13 protein-coding genes are annotated in these 16,115 nt (G+C 42.1%); 12 read left to right on the top strand and 1 reads right to left on the bottom strand.

Features of this window, described 5'->3' with window-relative positions; translation table 11 throughout:
* The first annotated feature begins 36 nt into the window (after window positions 1-36).
* The 4 genes from HMPREF1534_RS08810 to HMPREF1534_RS08825 all read left to right on the top strand — a co-directional run bounded on the left by HMPREF1534_RS08810 (window position 37) and on the right by HMPREF1534_RS08825 (window position 4,068).
* Complete coding sequence (locus HMPREF1534_RS08810) at window positions 37-1,077, top strand: DHH family phosphoesterase (protein ID WP_005940658.1); 1,041 nt, start codon at window positions 37-39, stop codon at window positions 1,075-1,077.
* An 83-nt stretch (window positions 1,078-1,160) separates the two neighbouring features.
* The gene (locus HMPREF1534_RS08815) at window positions 1,161-1,793 is read left to right on the top strand and encodes a DUF4827 domain-containing protein (protein ID WP_018452368.1); all 633 of its coding nucleotides are present in this window, start codon (window positions 1,161-1,163) and stop codon (window positions 1,791-1,793) included.
* The gene (gene glmM / locus HMPREF1534_RS08820; protein WP_005940653.1) at window positions 1,790-3,178 is read left to right on the top strand and encodes a phosphoglucosamine mutase; all 1,389 of its coding nucleotides are present in this window, start codon (window positions 1,790-1,792) and stop codon (window positions 3,176-3,178) included. Before HMPREF1534_RS08815 ends, glmM begins: the two co-directional genes overlap by 4 nt.
* Window positions 3,179-3,276: 98 nt before the next feature.
* Entirely contained in the window at window positions 3,277-4,068 is a 792-nt protein-coding gene (locus HMPREF1534_RS08825) for a glycoside hydrolase family 16 protein (RefSeq protein WP_005940649.1), read from the top strand.
* A gap of 10 nt (window positions 4,069-4,078) precedes the next feature.
* On the opposite strand, the gene hemW is transcribed toward HMPREF1534_RS08825, so the two are convergent.
* Window positions 4,079-5,212 (bottom strand): radical SAM family heme chaperone HemW, encoded by a 1,134-nt coding sequence (gene hemW / locus HMPREF1534_RS08830; protein WP_005940647.1) that lies wholly within the window; start codon window positions 5,210-5,212, stop codon window positions 4,079-4,081.
* A 279-nt stretch (window positions 5,213-5,491) separates the two neighbouring features.
* Between hemW and HMPREF1534_RS08835 the strand changes: the two genes are divergently transcribed.
* The 8 genes from HMPREF1534_RS08835 (at window position 5,492) to HMPREF1534_RS08870 (ending at window position 16,104) form a co-directional block, all read left to right on the top strand.
* Window positions 5,492-7,651 carry an elongation factor G gene (locus tag HMPREF1534_RS08835; protein WP_005940646.1) on the top strand — a complete coding sequence of 720 codons (2,160 nt, stop codon included), beginning with the start codon at window positions 5,492-5,494 and terminating at the stop codon, window positions 7,649-7,651.
* A 264-nt stretch (window positions 7,652-7,915) separates the two neighbouring features.
* The gene (locus HMPREF1534_RS08840; protein ID WP_005940644.1) at window positions 7,916-9,481 is read left to right on the top strand and encodes a sensor histidine kinase; all 1,566 of its coding nucleotides are present in this window, start codon (window positions 7,916-7,918) and stop codon (window positions 9,479-9,481) included.
* Window position 9,482: 1 nt separating this feature from the next.
* Window positions 9,483-10,181 carry a response regulator transcription factor RprY gene (gene rprY, locus HMPREF1534_RS08845; protein WP_005940641.1) on the top strand — a complete coding sequence of 233 codons (699 nt, stop codon included), beginning with the start codon at window positions 9,483-9,485 and terminating at the stop codon, window positions 10,179-10,181.
* A 154-nt stretch (window positions 10,182-10,335) separates the two neighbouring features.
* Window positions 10,336-11,241: a tyrosine-type recombinase/integrase gene (locus HMPREF1534_RS08850; protein ID WP_229031840.1), complete on the top strand. Its 906-nt coding sequence runs from the start codon at window positions 10,336-10,338 to the stop codon at window positions 11,239-11,241.
* Window positions 11,242-11,614: 373 nt separating this feature from the next.
* On the top strand, window positions 11,615-12,145 hold the full coding sequence (locus tag HMPREF1534_RS08855; RefSeq protein WP_005940635.1) for a UpxY family transcription antiterminator: 531 nt from the start codon (window positions 11,615-11,617) through the stop codon (window positions 12,143-12,145).
* A gap of 99 nt (window positions 12,146-12,244) precedes the next feature.
* The gene (locus tag HMPREF1534_RS08860) at window positions 12,245-13,030 is read left to right on the top strand and encodes a polysaccharide biosynthesis/export family protein (protein WP_018452371.1); all 786 of its coding nucleotides are present in this window, start codon (window positions 12,245-12,247) and stop codon (window positions 13,028-13,030) included.
* Window positions 13,031-13,050: 20 nt separating this feature from the next.
* Window positions 13,051-15,423 carry a GumC family protein gene (locus HMPREF1534_RS08865; protein ID WP_005940631.1) on the top strand — a complete coding sequence of 791 codons (2,373 nt, stop codon included), beginning with the start codon at window positions 13,051-13,053 and terminating at the stop codon, window positions 15,421-15,423.
* 6 nt (window positions 15,424-15,429) lie between these two features.
* Window positions 15,430-16,104 (top strand): tyrosine-protein phosphatase, encoded by a 675-nt coding sequence (locus HMPREF1534_RS08870; protein ID WP_018452372.1) that lies wholly within the window; start codon window positions 15,430-15,432, stop codon window positions 16,102-16,104.
* Window positions 16,105-16,115 lie beyond the last annotated feature (11 nt).

Raw genomic sequence — 16,115 nt, 5'->3', positions numbered from 1 at the left:
TTGTATTTTTGCCATTTCAAAAGAAAAGATATATATATGTTATCAAAAGTAATTTCGCAAGCTAATATTGACCATGTGGAGAAATGGTTTGAGAGAGCTGAAAAAATAGTAATTGTCACCCATGTATCTCCCGACGGAGATGCGATAGGTTCTTCATTGGGACTATGGCATTTTCTGGAATCTCAAGAGAAGAATGTGAACGTGATTGTTCCCAATGCTTTCCCCGATTTTTTACGTTGGATGCCCGGGGCGAAAGATATCATCCGTTATGACAAATATAAAGAGTTTGCCGATAAGTTGATAGCTGAGGCGGATGTTATTTGCTGTTTGGATTTCAATGCCCTGTCGCGTATTGATGCCATGGCAGATGCTGTTGCTGCGTCAAAAGGACGTAAGATGATGGTAGACCATCATCTTTACCCCGGTGATTTCTGCCGGATTGTCATTTCTCATCCCGAAATCTCCTCCACTTCCGAACTCGTATTCCGTTTGATTTGCCGTTTGGGGTATTTTGAAGATATCACCAAAGAAGGAGCGGAATGCATCTATACGGGAATGATGACAGATACAGGCGGTTTCACTTATAATTCGAATAACCGGGAAATTTATTTCATCATCAGTGAGCTTCTTTCGAAAGGCATAGACAAGGATGAGATTTACCGCAATGTATATAATACGTATTCCGAAGGACGCTTGCGCCTGATGGGGTATGTGCTGTATGATAAGATGCAGGTTTTTCCCGAATTCAATTCGGCGTTAATTTGGTTGACCAAAGAGGAACAAGGCAAATTTCAATATGTGAAAGGAGATACGGAAGGCTTTGTGAACATTCCCCTTTCTATCAAGAATGTCCGTTTCTCTGTTTTCTTGCGCGAGGATACGGAGAAAAACATGATTAAAGTTTCCTTGCGTTCGGTCGGAACCTTCCCTTGTAATAAAGTTGCTGCTGATTTTTTCAACGGAGGCGGGCATCTGAACGCTTCGGGAGGTGAGTTTTATGGCACAATGGAAGAAGCTATCGGCTTGTTTAAACAAGCTTTATTGAAGTACGAAGAGCTATTGTTGGCAAAAAAATAGTTATTTTAGTATAATTGCCTAAAAACAATATAAAAGTTTGCGGGTGATTTATTACTTTTGCCCGAAATTATAACAGAATCAGAATGAAGAAATTAAGTATACTGTTCACATCAGTGTTTCTATTAGGATTGTTTTTCCAGTCATGTAACAATGAAAAATCCTATGCTGAGATGAAGGAAGAGGAAAGAGAAGCTATTAAGCGGTTTATTGAGAAAGAAGATATCAAGGTAATTAGCTTTGAGCAGTTTCAGGAACAAGACTCAACTACGAATGTGAAGGATAATGAGTTTGTTCTTTTCTCGGACAATGGTGTGTATATGCAAATTGTAGAAAAAGGAAACGGGAATGTACTGAAAGACGGACGTTATGAAGTGCTGGCCCGTTATGTAGAAGAGCAGATAACGGCAGATGGCACAGGGGATACTCTGTCTTTGAATACTATTGGTAATCTTGCACCACATCCCGATGAATTTATGTTAACTAAGTCGGGAAAGAATTTTTCGGCTTCTTTCACTACAGGGCAAATGGCTTCTGTATACGGCAGCACGTTTGTTCCCAGTGGTTGGTTGATTCCGTTTAATTATATCAGAACGGGCCGCGAGATTTCCGGTCGGGCAAAGGTTAGATTGATTGTTCCTCATAGCGAGGGACAAAAGAATGCCTCTGCTTACGTTTATCCTTGTTACTATGAAATAACTTATCAATTAGGACGATGACACTGATTAAATCAATCTCAGGTATCCGTGGCACTATTGGTGGCCATGCGGGGGAAGGTTTGAACCCGCTGGATATTGTAAAATTCACATCAGCTTATGCAACGCTGATACGTAAAACAACAACTGTAAAGAGTAATAAAATTGTAGTAGGACGCGATGCCCGCATCTCCGGTGAGATGGTAAAGAACGTGGTATGCGGAACCCTGATGGGGATGGGGTTTGATGTGGTGAACATCGGCTTGGCTTCTACTCCGACCACCGAACTGGCTGTTACTATGGAAGGCGCATGTGGCGGTATTATTCTGACTGCAAGCCATAACCCTAAACAATGGAATGCCCTGAAGCTGCTGAATGAAAAGGGAGAGTTTCTGAATAAGGAAGAAGGAAATGAAGTTCTTCGTATCGCTGAAGCTGAAGAGTTTGAATTTGCTGATGTAGACCATTTGGGCAGCTATCGTGAAGACAATACTTACAATCAAAAGCATATTGACAGTGTATTGGCATTGAAGTTGGTTGATGTGGAGGCTATCCGCAAAGCTGATTTCCATGTAGCTATCGACTGTGTGAATTCTGTGGGAGGAATTATCCTTCCCGAATTACTGGAACGTCTTGGTGTGAAACATGTAGAAAAGCTATATTGTGAACCTACCGGAAATTTCCAGCACAACCCCGAACCTCTTGAAAAGAACTTGGGTGATATCATGGGATTGATGGCAAAAGGCGGCTGTGATGTGGCTTTTGTTGTTGACCCTGACGTTGACCGTCTGGCTATGATTTGTGAAGATGGTAAGATGTACGGTGAGGAATATACATTGGTAACTGTTGCTGATTATGTATTGAAACATACTCCGGGAAATACAGTTTCCAATTTGAGTTCTACCCGTGCTTTGCGTGATGTAACACGCAAATATGGTTGCGAATATAATGCTTCTGCCGTAGGTGAAGTAAATGTGGTGACAAAGATGAAAGCAACAAATGCAGTCATCGGTGGTGAAGGTAATGGTGGAGTCATCTACCCGGAAAGCCATTGCGGACGTGATGCTTTGGTGGGCATTGCTTTGTTCTTGAGTCATTTGGCACATGAAGGTAAGAAAGTAAGTGAGTTGCGTGCTTCTTATCCTTCTTATTTTATTGCAAAGAACCGCATTGACCTGACTCCCGAAACCGATGTCGACGCAATTCTGGCAAAGGTGAAAGAACTTTATAAAGATGAAGAAATCAATGACATTGACGGTGTGAAGATTGATTTCCCCGATAAATGGGTTCATTTGCGCAAGAGTAACACAGAACCGATTATCCGTGTGTATTCAGAGGCGTCTACTATGGAAGCTGCTGATGAAATCGGACAGAAAATCATGGATGTTGTTTACAGCTTAGCAAAATAAGATATTAAATACTTTAATTTTTTATTTGCCATATCGGGCGGCAACTCTTGTTGTCTTCTTGATATGGCAAATGTTTTTTTACCATTAAAAGAAATACGATGAAAAAAGGAACATTTATGGCATTGGTATGCCTGGGACTGATGGCATTGACCACTGTCGGTCAGACTTCGGGGAAGAAAGGAACATGGAAGCTGGTTTGGCAGGAAGAATTTGACAACAAAGCCGGATTTGACACCACATCATGGAGCAAGATACCTCGTGGAACGGCAGACTGGAATAACTATATGTCTGATTTTGATTCATGCTACGCCATGAGAGATGGAAATATGGTCTTGCGCGGCATTGTGAATTATACGCAAAAGAATGATACCGCACCCTATCTTACCGGTGGCATTTATACCAAAGGTAAAAAGCTTTTTACCGGTGGAAGGGTAGAGATAAAAGCCAAGTTGCAGGGAGCTCGCGGTGCATGGCCCGCTATCTGGATGCTGCCCGAAAATGCAAAATGGCCCGATGGAGGTGAGATAGATATCATGGAGCGCTTGAATAGCGACACCATCGCTTATCAAACCGTACATTCCTATTATACCTATAAATTGGGGTTTAAGGACACTCCTCCTCATGGTGGTATCAATAAGATAAATCCTGATGAATATAACATTTACTCGGTAGATATTTATCCTGACAGCTTGGTCTTTGCCATTAACCATGATTACACGTTCACCTATCCGCGGATAAGTACTGACAAAGAAGGGCAGTATCCCTTTTATCAGCCTTATTATTTGCTGATAGATATGCAGCTGGGTGGTTCATGGGTAGGAGGCGTGGACCCGAAGGATTTGCCGGTGGAGATGCTGGTCGATTGGGTGAGATATTATGAAAAAGAATGATACCTTACATCTAGTCTTCTACACGGAGCATGTCACTCATTATGCCATCTGAAATGAAAATACCCGGGCGTGTCAGTTTTAGCGTATCATTGACTATTTCCAGTGTTCCTTGTTTCAGATAAGGCTGTGCCATGCGCAGACAATAGGCGTACAGTTCTTCACCATATTCTCTGCGAAGCTTGGATAGCGGCATTCCCCATTTGGTGCGGATACCGGTGATTACAAAGTCATTATAGCGGGTGTACAAATCGAGCTCTTCAATCTCGAATGCCGGTATCCCGCCGTCTATCCCTTTGATGTATTCATTCAGCGAAGCAATATTCCATTGGCGCGAGATGCCGTTGTAGGAATGTGCCGACGGTCCGCAACCCAGGTATTTCTTTCCGGTCCAGTAACTGGAATTATGGCGGGAATGCAATCCGGGCAGGCAGAAGTTGGATATTTCATAATGGTCATATCCGGCGGCACTCAGGCTGTCGATGAGTGTACCGAACAAAGAAACGCTTAAGTCTTCATCTGCTTCGGCTACTTTGTGTTGTTCGCGGAGTTTCCACAAAGCAGTATTTTCTTCGTATATCAAATGATAAGCGGAGATGTGTTCGGGATGCAGCTTTACTGCCTGCTCCAAGTCTTTTTGCCACGAATCGAGTGTTTCACCGGGGAGTCCGTACATCAGGTCGATACTGATGTTATGAAATCCTGCCCGGCGGCAGTTGTTAAAAGCATGGATAGCCCGGTCTGCAGTGTGACGACGCTGTAATAGTTTCAACATATCCTCGTTAAAAGTCTGGATTCCCATACTCAGGCGGTTGAATGGCAGGCTGCGGAGCATGGTGATATATTCCGGAGTCAGATCGTCAGGATTTGCTTCGAGTGTGATTTCGGCATCGGGCTCCACATTGTATACCTTATATATATGGGAAAATATGCTGATAAAGTCCTCTTGTGACAGTTGTGAAGGAGTCCCCCCACCGAAGTAGATGGTTTCTATTGTTTCTCCTCCGATATAATCTTTGCGCATTTCCAGTTCCCGGCACAGGGAAGATACATAAGCTGTTTTCTTTTCGTTTTGGGTGGTGGAAAAGAAATCGCAGTAGATGCAACGTCGTTTGCAAAAGGGAATATGTAAATAGAGTCCGGCCATATATTAAAATAATGTGCAAAACTACGAAAACTATCATTGCTTTTTGCGGTATCGAACTGATATTTATATTTATTTGAGGGATTATCGGAAGAATATATGGAATTAAGGCCAAGAATAAGAGGACATAACGTTTAAGGACCTGATAACTCTGCCGTAAAACATAGTTTAGTAACACCTGCCTTGAGGTTGTTTTTTTTGTCTTTATTTCCTAATTTGCGCTCCACTTTTAAGGAGATATGAGACACATATCCGTTTGTTAATAATTAAATCTTAGATATCATGAAAGTATATCAGACTAACGAAATTAAGAACATTGCACTCCTTGGCAATGATGGATCAGGTAAAACCACCCTCACAGAGTCATTACTCTTTGAGAGTGGTATTATAAAACGTCGCGGCAGAATTACTGCCAAAAACACGGTTAGTGATTATTTTCCGGTAGAGCAAGAATATGGTTATTCAGTGTTCTCTACCGTTTATCATGTAGAATGGAACGGAAAGAAACTTAATATAATTGACTGTCCGGGAAGTGACGACTTTGTAGGTGCCGCACTTACTGCATTGAATGTAACAGATACTGCTATTCTTTTGCTGAACGGACAATACGGTCCTGAAGTAGGTACACAAAACCATTTCCGCTACACAGAAAAACTGGGTAAACCCGTCATCTTCCTGGTGAACCAACTCGATAATGAAAAGTGTGATTATGATAATGTATTGGAACAGTTGCAAACCATCTATGGTTCTAAAGTAGTTCCTGTACAATATCCGATTGAGACCGGACCTAATTTCCACGAGCTGATTGACGTGCTGCTGATGAAGAAATATTCATGGGGTCCTGAAGGTGGTGCACCCACCATCGAAGAAATTCCGGATTCGGAAAAAGAAAAGGCGATGGAGCTGCACAAAGCATTGGTTGAGGCTGCTGCCGAACACGATGAAACGTTGATGGAGAAATTCTTTGAATCGGAATCACTGACTGAAGATGAAATGCGTGAAGGCATCCGTAAAGGATTGGCGGCACGTGGCATGTTCCCCGTATTCTGTGTGTGTGCAGGTAAAGATATGGGTGTTCGCCGACTGATGGAGTTTTTGGGAAATGTTGTACCGTTTGTAGATGAAATGCCCAAAGTACATAATACCAGAGGTGAGGTGGTAGAACCGGATGCTGAAGGTCCTACTTCACTTTATTTCTTTAAAACAGCCGTTGAACCGCATATTGGAGGAGTTCAATATTTCAAGGTGATGAGCGGAACCGTGCATGAAGGTGATGATTTGACAAATGCGGATCGTGGCTCAAAGGAACGTATGGCACAGCTCTTTGTATGCGCCGGTGCAAACCGTATCCCCGTTGAAGAACTGCGTGCCGGTGATATCGGTTGTACGGTGAAGCTGAAAGATGTAAAAACCGGTAACACACTGAACGGTAAAGATTGCGATAACCGTTTCAATTTCATTAAATATCCCAATGCTAAATATTCTCGCGCTATCAAGCCGCTGAATGAGGCGGATGTGGAAAAGATGATGGTCGTACTGAACCGTATGCGTGAAGAAGATCCCACCTGGGAAATCGAACAGTCTAAGGAGTTAAAACAGACTATCGTTCACGGACAGGGTGAATTCCACCTGCGTACGCTGAAATGGCGTTTGGAGAACAACGAAAAGTTGCAGATTAAATTTGAAGAGCCGAAGATTCCTTATCGTGAAACAATTACCAAAGCAGCCCGTGCCGATTATCGCCATAAAAAACAATCGGGTGGTGCCGGACAGTTTGGTGAAGTTCATCTTATCGTAGAACCTTATTATGAAGGCATGCCTGTTCCCGATACGTATAAGTTCAACGGACAGGAATTCAAGATAAATGTGAAGGGTACCGAAGAAGTTCCATTGGAATGGGGCGGTAAATTAGTATTCATTAACAGTGTAGTGGGAGGTGCCATTGATACCCGTTTCATGCCGGCTATTTTGAAAGGTATTATGAGCCGTATGGAGCAAGGACCGTTGACCGGCTCTTATGCACGTGATGTCCGTGTGATTGTTTACGATGGCAAGATGCACCCGGTAGATTCCAACGAAATCTCCTTTATGCTTGCCGGACGTAATGCCTTCAGTGAAGCATTCAAGAATGCAGGTCCGAAGATTCTGGAACCTATTTATGATGTTGAAGTATTCGTTCCAAGTGATAAGATGGGCGATGTAATGAGCGATTTGCAAGGTCGTCGCGGTATGATTATGGGTATGAGCAGCGAAAACGGTTATGAGAAATTGGTTGCCAAAGTACCTTTGAAGGAAATGTCTTCTTATTCCACTTCCTTGAGCTCACTTACCGGCGGGCGCGCTTCATTCATCATGAAATTTGCCAGCTACGAACTTGTTCCGGGCGATGTTCAGGATAAATTAATGAAAGAATTTGAGGCGAATGAAAATAAGGATGAATAACGTAAACTGTAAGAAATGATATCTAGAAGGAACGCTTTTCGTTAAAAAAGCGTTCCTTTTTATTTAAGTAACCTTAAACTTTTAGGTTTATTATTTGGTTTTGAACTTAATTTTTTATTATTTTTGCAAACCAAGCGGCGTTAATTTTGTTATAGTAGTCAGATTATTAGTTTAAATGACTTTTTCGGTTAATTATAGAGAATTGCCGTTTAAATTTGGTTAATCCGTTATGTAATAAGGTTTAACGCTTTTAATTTTGCTGGCATGAAAAAGTCTACTATTTGGATATTAGGAATTGTAATGGGGCTCTCATTTCTGAGTTTGCTTTACTTGCAAGTGAGCTATATTGAGGAAATGGTGAAGATGCGCAGGGAACAATTTGATGAATCGGTTCGGCGCAGTTTGGATCAGGCGTGCAGGAATATTGAGTTGGTGGAAACAAAGAAATATCTGGAGGATGATGTTGTTGCTACCGAAAGAGCTGCCCAATTATACCGGCAGCAGGCCGCCAAAGAAGGAAAAGAGGAAAACGAATTGGTCGCACATACACAGCATTATGCTGTATCTTCGGACGGGTTGGACGGGTATTCCACTTTCGAACTCAAGATGAAGATTAGTACAAACCGTCCGGCCAATGTTCCCAAGGCAATTATCTCTACCGGTAAAAATATCCCGCAAACAGCCAGGGCATTGCAGGAAATCATAAAGGAGAGATATGTATACCAACGGGCATTGTTGGACGAAGTGGTTTATACTATTTTGCGCACAGCCAGTGATAAACCGCTTAAAGAGCGTGTTAACTTTAAGCAGTTGGATTTGTTTATAAAGACGGAACTGTTAAATAACGGCATTGATATTCCGTATCATTTTACAGTGACAGATCGTGAGGGAACAGAGGCTTATCATTGCCCCGACTATACGAACGAGGGTAGCGAGAGCATGTACCGCAAGGTCATATTCCAAAATGATCCGCCTGCACGAATGGGAATGGTAAATGTTCACTTCCCTGATTTGAACAGTTACATATTCAGTTCTGTTAAATTTATGATACCGTCACTCATTTTTACGTTTGTATTGCTTGTGACATTCATCTTTACTATCTACATCATCTTCCGCCAGAAGAAGCTGACAGAGATAAAGAATGACTTCATCAACAATATGACACATGAGTTTAAGACACCTATCTCTACCATTTCGTTGGCAGCACAGATGTTGAAAGATCCGGCGGTGGGTAAGTCTCCGGCTATGTTCCAGCATATTTCGGGAGTTATCAATGACGAGACGAAACGTTTGCGTTTTCAGGTAGAGAAAGTATTGCAGATGTCAATGTTCGAAAGACAGAAGGCAACACTCAAGATGAAGGAAGTGAATGCAAATGAGCTGATAGCGGGAGTCGTTAATACTTTTACGTTGAAAGTAGAAAAGTATAACGGAAAAATAACTTCCAGTTTGGATGCAGAGAATCCTGATATATTTGTGGACGAAATGCACTTTACGAATGTAATCTTCAACCTGCTTGACAATGCAGTGAAGTATAAGAAACCGGAAGGAGAATTGCTGCTGAACATCCGTACATGGAACGAATCGGGTAAACTTTACATTTCGATACAGGATAACGGTATCGGCATCAAGAAAGAAAACCTGAAAAAGATATTTGATAAGTTTTATCGGGTACATACCGGTAATTTGCACGATGTGAAAGGCTTCGGTTTGGGCTTGGCATACGTGAAGAAAATAATTCAGGACCACAAGGGCGTTATACGTGCTGAAAGTGAACTGAATGTAGGAACAAAATTTATAATTGTATTACCTTTATTAAAAAATGAATAATATGGACGAGAAATTGCGTATCTTGTTATGCGAAGATGATGAGAATCTTGGCATGCTTTTGAGAGAATATTTGCAGGCAAAAGGCTACTCGGCCGAACTTTGCCCGGATGGTGATGCCGGCTACAAGGCTTTCCTGAAGAACAAGTATGATTTGTGTGTACTGGATGTGATGATGCCTAAAAAGGATGGTTTCACTCTGGCACAGGAAATTCGTGCTGCAAATGCTGAAATTCCTATTATCTTCTTAACTGCAAAGACATTGAAAGAAGATATTCTGGAAGGTTTTAAAATCGGTGCTGATGATTATATCACCAAACCGTTTAGTATGGAAGAATTAACTTTCCGTATTGAAGCTATCCTGCGTCGTGTGCGTGGTAAGAGAAATAAGGAGAGTAACATTTATAAGATTGGCCGTTTTACTTTCGATACTCAGAAACAAATTCTGTCTATTGATGGCAAGAATACCAAGCTTACCACTAAGGAATCCGAATTGTTGGGCTTGCTTTGTGCGCATGCCAATGAAATTCTGCAACGTGACTTTGCTTTGAAAACTATTTGGATTGATGATAATTACTTCAATGCCCGAAGCATGGATGTATATATCACTAAATTGCGTAAGCATTTGAAGGAAGACGACTCTATCGAAATTATCAATATTCACGGCAAAGGTTATAAACTGATAACCCCGGAAGTTGAGTAATGAGGTCATACATATAAAAAGTCCGAAACACTTGTTTCGGACTTTTTTGATTGTTAAGAATTTAAATAAACGAATCTTTTTTTTACCGCAATCGTTGTTATACATTTAATTCCGCAGCACCATGTCGGTGTTGTTTATTAAAATCAATAATTTTATGTGTAACAATTCATTTTTTTCTTTTATGAATGAGCAGAAAGAGCTTCTGCTGCAAAACGGGCAGTTTAAGACCGCCGTTTCCTATTCATGTACCTTAAACAGTTTTTTCAACTTCCGTAGAGGGAAAGACCTCGGCATCGAAGAGGTTACTTCAGAACTGATACAGAGTTATCAGTCTTGGCTGAAACAGCGTGGTGTGGTGGCAAACACCTCTTCTTTTTATATGCGTGTATTGCGTGCTGTATATAATAAGGCTGTTAAGAAAAACTTGACAGTGCAGCAACGTCCTTTTGAAGAGGTATATACAGGAATTGATAAGACTCAAAAACGTGCTTTGACGATAGAAGCATTACGCCTGCTCAGAAACCTGGATTTAAGTCACAAGAAGAAGCTGGCTTACGCCCGTGATTTATTTATGTTCAGCTTCTATACACGTGGCATGGCTTTCGTAGATATGGCCCATCTGTGTAAAGAGAATATAAAAGAAGGTACCATCACTTATCACCGTAAAAAAACGGGGCAGAAGCTGGTTATCGGACTTGAATCTTGCATGGCAGAAATTATAGAAAGATACAGTTCGTTCACTAAAGATTCCGATTATGTATTACCGATTCTTCATTCGGATAATCCTAGAAACATACAGGTGCAATATTATAATGCATTACGCTATCAGAATATACAGCTTAAAAAAATAGAAAAGTTGTTGGATATTCCTCATCTGCATCTCACGACTTATGTGCCGCGCCACGCCTGGGCTTCCATCGCTCGTGAAAATGGTGTTTCACTATCTGTAATAAGTGAGGGCATGGGACATACTTCAGAAAAAACAACACGTATTTATTTAGCTTCTTTGAGTCAAGTAGTGATGGATGAAGCTAACCATAAGGTTTTATCATCGATTTGAAACTTATGGACTTTGTATCACCTCTTACACAGAGGTGATACGGGCCTCAGAACACCTTCTGAGGGGCATGAAAAGCCTTTCTAAGCTCCTTATATAGAGAAAATATAGATTTTATTCAATTTTTAACTTAAAGCTGTAGATTAAATTATCTTTACTTTATAAATGGCTTTTCAATAAAGAAAACTCACTTTATTTAGAAAAAACATCTGGTTTCATTCTTTCTTTTATAGAAATAAATATTAACTTTGCAGCGAATTTTAAACCTTATTGTACTTCCTCTGTGTAAGAGGTGATACAAAAAGTTTGATTCATTTTATTGAATCTTTTATAAAATTGCCTTCCAAAGGGGTGATGACGCGAAGCGTACTTGAACATGACGACAAACAAAGAAAAAGTGCAGCTGATCAAATGGTTCGCAGCGAAAACAAAATTTTCTGCAGAAAAGAAAATCAAGCAATTCTTGGAGCGGTTGGGTATAGAGCATTATATACCTTTCCGAACCGTTATAAAAGAAAAAGGAGGGAAGAAAGTCAAAGTAGAAAAGCCCGTTATACCCAATTTAATATTTATCCATTCAGATTATAACACTTGTCTTTCATTGGTTAATGAATATAAATTATCCATGAATTATCTCCTGAACTTGGAGACCCGCCAACTGTTGGTGGTCCCCGACAAGCAGATGCAGGATTTTATGTTTTTGCTTGATTTTTCGGAAGATGCAGTTCAAGTGCTTAATGAAAACCTTCGTCAGGGTGACCGGGTGCGCGTTATAAAAGGCGAATTTGCGGGTATAGAAGGCGAATTGATTCGCATCAAAGGGCATAAGCGGGTTGTGGTGCGTCTGGAAGGGGCATTTTCTTTAGCTACTACTTACATTCCGGGATCCTATCTGGAAAGAATATAATTTTTCATTGAACTTTTTTAATTAAATCATAGAACTATCATTTTTTGAATGATAATTAAATTTTATCTAGGAAATAAAACTGTACAGAATATATAATTTATGAAAAAACATTTTTTAAGCATGCTTCTTATGGCAGTGTTGTTGATGTCCTGCAACACTTCCAAGGAGATTCTCTATTTTCAAGACATCAATGTAAATCAGCCTGAGGTTATCAGTGGCGCACGAGACATTACCGTGCAGCCCAAAGACCAGATTTCCATTCTTGTGTCAAGTAAGGACCCGCAGTTGGCGGCATTGTTCAATCTGACAAGGGCTCAGGCACGTGTGGGAACAGGAGGGGTAAGCAGTGGGGGAGAGGTATCTGGTTATACGCTGGATGACAAAGGAAACATTGACTTTCCCGTATTGGGCACACTTCATATTGCCGGTATGACCAAGAGTCAGATTGCCGCTTTGGTGAAGCAGAAATTGATAGACGAGAATTTGGTAAAAGACCCTGTTGTGACGGTTGAATTTATGAACCTTTATTTCTCGGTGTTGGGCGAAGTCAAGTCACCGGGTAAATATAGCATTACCAAAGACCAAATCACTTTGCTTGAAGCCATCAGTATGGCAGGTGATTTAAGTATTTACGGAAAGCGTGATGCAGTGTTCGTTATCCGTGAAGAAAACGGAGAGCGTGTCACTCATTGGGCAGATCTTCGTTCGAAAGAGGTGTTTAATTCTCCCGTTTATTATCTGAAACAGAATGATGTGATTTATGTACAGCCCAACAAGGTGCGTGCCGGACAGTCTACTCTGAACGAGAACAGTGTGAAGTCTGTTTCGATGTGGATTTCCATTGCTTCTTTCCTCACTTCATTGGGCGTGTTGATATTTAAGTAATCTTTTACATTGTATTATATATGATAGAAAAAAAAGCTGCCGCCGGCAAGCCTGCCGACGATTTTATACGGATACAAGACCTGTGGGGACTGTTTGTTCCCAAATGGCGCTGGTTTGTTCTTTCTCTCTTTGTCACCATGTCTGTGGCAGTGCTACGTCTGATGAGCACTCCTTCCATCTATACCCGCAGTGCGGCAATTTTGGTAAAAGACGATTCTAAAAGCGGTTCTTCGGGTGGAGCCATGAGCGAGTTTTCCGATATGGGTATATTCAGGTCAAATACCAATATCAATAACGAGCTGTTTACGTTAAAGTCTCCCGCATTGATGACCGAAGTGGTTCGCCGGTTGAGGCTGAACGAAACTTACACTGTGCGCAAAGGACTTAAAAATGTAGATTTATATAAGGCAAATCCCGTGGCGGTGACATTTGGTGAGGTGATGGAAAAACCGGTCAGCTTCACCATTCGGATTGATTCCAAGGACGCCTTCACCATTTCCGGTCTGAAGGTTGCCGGAGTGGAATCGGAAAATAGCTTTGCCGGCAGGATGGGCGACTCCATACAGACTGCAGCGGGAACTTTGTTCATTTCTCCTACTAAATTCTATAGCGATGCCTGCATCGGCACTTCCATCCGTTATGCCATAGGCAAAGCAGATGGTGCCGCCGACCGTTATCTTAATGCATTGCGTGTCGAATTGGGCAGCAAGGAAGCCACCATCATTAATCTGAGCATCAACGATACATCCATAGCCAGGGCAGAAGACATACTGAATACCCTGATAGAGGTGTACAACGAAAAATGGATACAAGACAAGAACCAGATTGCCGTCAGTACCTCTCAATTCATAGGTGACCGCCTGAGTGTAATCGAAAGCGAGTTGGGACATGTGGACGAGAATATTTCCAGCTTCAAAAGCGAACACTTGTTACCCGATGTTCAGGCGGCATCCAGCCTTTACATGGCTCAGTCGGCAGAGAACAAAAAAGAACTGCTTACGCTGAATACCCAGCTTTCCACTGCTCGGTATATTCTGAAAGAGCTGAAAGAAAAGAGTCTGAGTCAGCCGTTGCCTACCAATTCGGGCATCGCCAATTCCAATATTGAGAATCAGATAAGCGAGTATAACAATATGGTGTTGAACCGCAACCGGTTGATAGCCAACAGTAGCGAGAAGAATCCGTTGGTGAAAGACCTTGCCAATTCTTTGCAGAGTATGCAGCGCACCATCATTCAGTCGGTAGACAATCTGATAGTTTCTCTGAATACCCAGATACGCAGCATCCGTCAGCAGGAAGTAACCACTACCAGCCAGTTGGCTTCCAATCCGAGTCAGGCGAAATACCTGCTCAGTGTGGAACGTCAGCAAAAAGTAAAAGAGGAGCTTTATCTTTACCTGCTTCAAAAACGTGAGGAAAACGAACTTTCACAGGCATTCACTGCTTACAACACCCGTGTCATCACTGCTCCCCGCGGTAGCATGGCACCGGTTTCTCCGCAGAAAATGAACATATTGCTGATGGCTTTTGCGCTTGGACTGGCAGTGCCTGCAGGTGTCATCTTTCTGAAAGAAAATATGAACAGCAAGGTGCGCGGACGAAAGGACTTGGAGCATCTGAGTCTTCCGCTGGTCGGTGAAATTCCTTTGTACGGTTGTGAAAAGAAGAGTATTTTCGGACGGAAACCGCTTCGTAATAAGCGTGTCGTTGTGGTGGAAGAAGGAAATCGGAACGTCATTAACGAAGCCTTCCGTGTGTTGCGTTCCAATCTTGATTTTATGGTATCCAATACTCCGGAAGCTACAGCATTTGCTGTCACATCGTTCAATCCGGGCAGCGGAAAGTCTTATCTGTCGGCAAATATGGCAATCAGCTTTGCCCTCAAAGGGAAAAAAGTACTGCTTATTGACGGCGATTTGCGTCACGGCTCCCTTTCTGCCTATATCAACTCTCCCCAACTGGGACTGAGTGACTACCTGAGCGGACGTATCGGCAATTGGGAAGAAACTTTGGTGTCACACGATAAATATGCCAATCTGAAGATGATTCCGGTAGGTACCGTGCCTCCCAATCCCACAGAGTTGTTGGAAAACGGAAAGTTTGCCGGACTGCTTGCACAGCTCCGCACCAGCTATGACTATATCTTTGTGGACTGTCCTCCCATAGACATTGTGGCAGATACACAGATTATCGAGAAAGCGACAGACCGTACTCTCTTTGTGGTTCGTGCCGGCTTACTGGAACGCTCCATGCTTTCCGAACTGGAAAATATTTATCGCGAAAAGCGTTTCAAGAATCTTGCCATGATTCTGAATGGAACCGAACGCAGCCACGGTCGTTACAGTTACCGTTACGGCTATCACTACGGTTCTTACTATCATAGCGGTAAATAGTTTTTTATGTGGCCGTTCTCCAGATACATATCCGTATCTTCTAAAGGTATCCTGCAGGGTATGACCGATTGTCACAGCCACCTCCTTCCGGGGGTGGACGACGGTGTGCGCACTGCCGAAGAGTCTCTCCGTATTTTGGAAGAGATGGAACGGCAGGGCATTCGTAAGCTATGGCTCACCCCCCATATCATGGAAGATATTCCCAATACCACCGATGCTTTAAAGACCCGTTTCAGAACGTTGTGCGAAAGTTATCGGGGAAATATCCGGCTGGAACTGGCAGCGGAATATATGCTGGACAATCTTTTTGTCCGGCGTTTGGAGGCAGACGATATTCTTCCTCTACACGAAGAAAAACGTTATCTGTTGGTGGAAACCTCCTATTTCAATCCTCCTATGAGATTGCTTTCTATGTTGAAGCATATTCAGGAGAAAGGTTATCATCCGTTGCTGGCACATCCCGAACGCTACGAATATATGCAGATGGCAGATTATAAAGCTTTACAGCAGGCAGGAGTAGCATTTCAGTTGAATATACCTTCGTTGGCAGGCATGTATGGTAAGCATGTGCAGAGAAAAGCGGAAGCCCTGCAAGAGGCAGGCATGTATACTTTGCGTGGTAACGACACTCATTCGTTGATTTTCTTTCAGAATTTATTGAATGAGAAAATCAGAAAATAACAATAATTGAA

Origin of the sequence: Phocaeicola massiliensis B84634 = Timone 84634 = DSM 17679 = JCM 13223 (assembly GCF_000382445.1) — a bacterium.
Taxonomy (GTDB): Bacteria; Bacteroidota; Bacteroidia; order Bacteroidales; family Bacteroidaceae; genus Phocaeicola; species Phocaeicola massiliensis.
Note: the sequence above shows the minus strand (reverse complement) of the source record. Positions and strands in the feature narration are given on the sequence as shown.

Bases quoted from the DNA above. Each gene is read 5' to 3' on its own strand.
- HMPREF1534_RS08810 (WP_005940658.1), top strand. From the start codon at position 37: ATGTTATCAAAAGTAATTTCGCAAGCTAATATTGACCATGTGGAGAAA.
- HMPREF1534_RS08815 (WP_018452368.1), top strand. From the start codon at position 1,161: ATGAAGAAATTAAGTATACTGTTCACATCAGTGTTTCTATTAGGATTG.
- glmM (WP_005940653.1), top strand. From the start codon at position 1,790: ATGACACTGATTAAATCAATCTCAGGTATCCGTGGCACTATTGGTGGC.
- HMPREF1534_RS08825 (WP_005940649.1), top strand. From the start codon at position 3,277: ATGAAAAAAGGAACATTTATGGCATTGGTATGCCTGGGACTGATGGCA.
- hemW (WP_005940647.1), bottom strand. From the start codon at position 5,212: ATGGCCGGACTCTATTTACATATTCCCTTTTGCAAACGACGTTGCATC.
- HMPREF1534_RS08835 (WP_005940646.1), top strand. From the start codon at position 5,492: ATGAAAGTATATCAGACTAACGAAATTAAGAACATTGCACTCCTTGGC.
- HMPREF1534_RS08840 (WP_005940644.1), top strand. From the start codon at position 7,916: ATGAAAAAGTCTACTATTTGGATATTAGGAATTGTAATGGGGCTCTCA.
- rprY (WP_005940641.1), top strand. From the start codon at position 9,483: ATGGACGAGAAATTGCGTATCTTGTTATGCGAAGATGATGAGAATCTT.
- HMPREF1534_RS08850 (WP_229031840.1), top strand. From the start codon at position 10,336: ATGTGTAACAATTCATTTTTTTCTTTTATGAATGAGCAGAAAGAGCTT.
- HMPREF1534_RS08855 (WP_005940635.1), top strand. From the start codon at position 11,615: ATGACGACAAACAAAGAAAAAGTGCAGCTGATCAAATGGTTCGCAGCG.
- HMPREF1534_RS08860 (WP_018452371.1), top strand. From the start codon at position 12,245: ATGAAAAAACATTTTTTAAGCATGCTTCTTATGGCAGTGTTGTTGATG.
- HMPREF1534_RS08865 (WP_005940631.1), top strand. From the start codon at position 13,051: ATGATAGAAAAAAAAGCTGCCGCCGGCAAGCCTGCCGACGATTTTATA.
- HMPREF1534_RS08870 (WP_018452372.1), top strand. From the start codon at position 15,430: ATGTGGCCGTTCTCCAGATACATATCCGTATCTTCTAAAGGTATCCTG.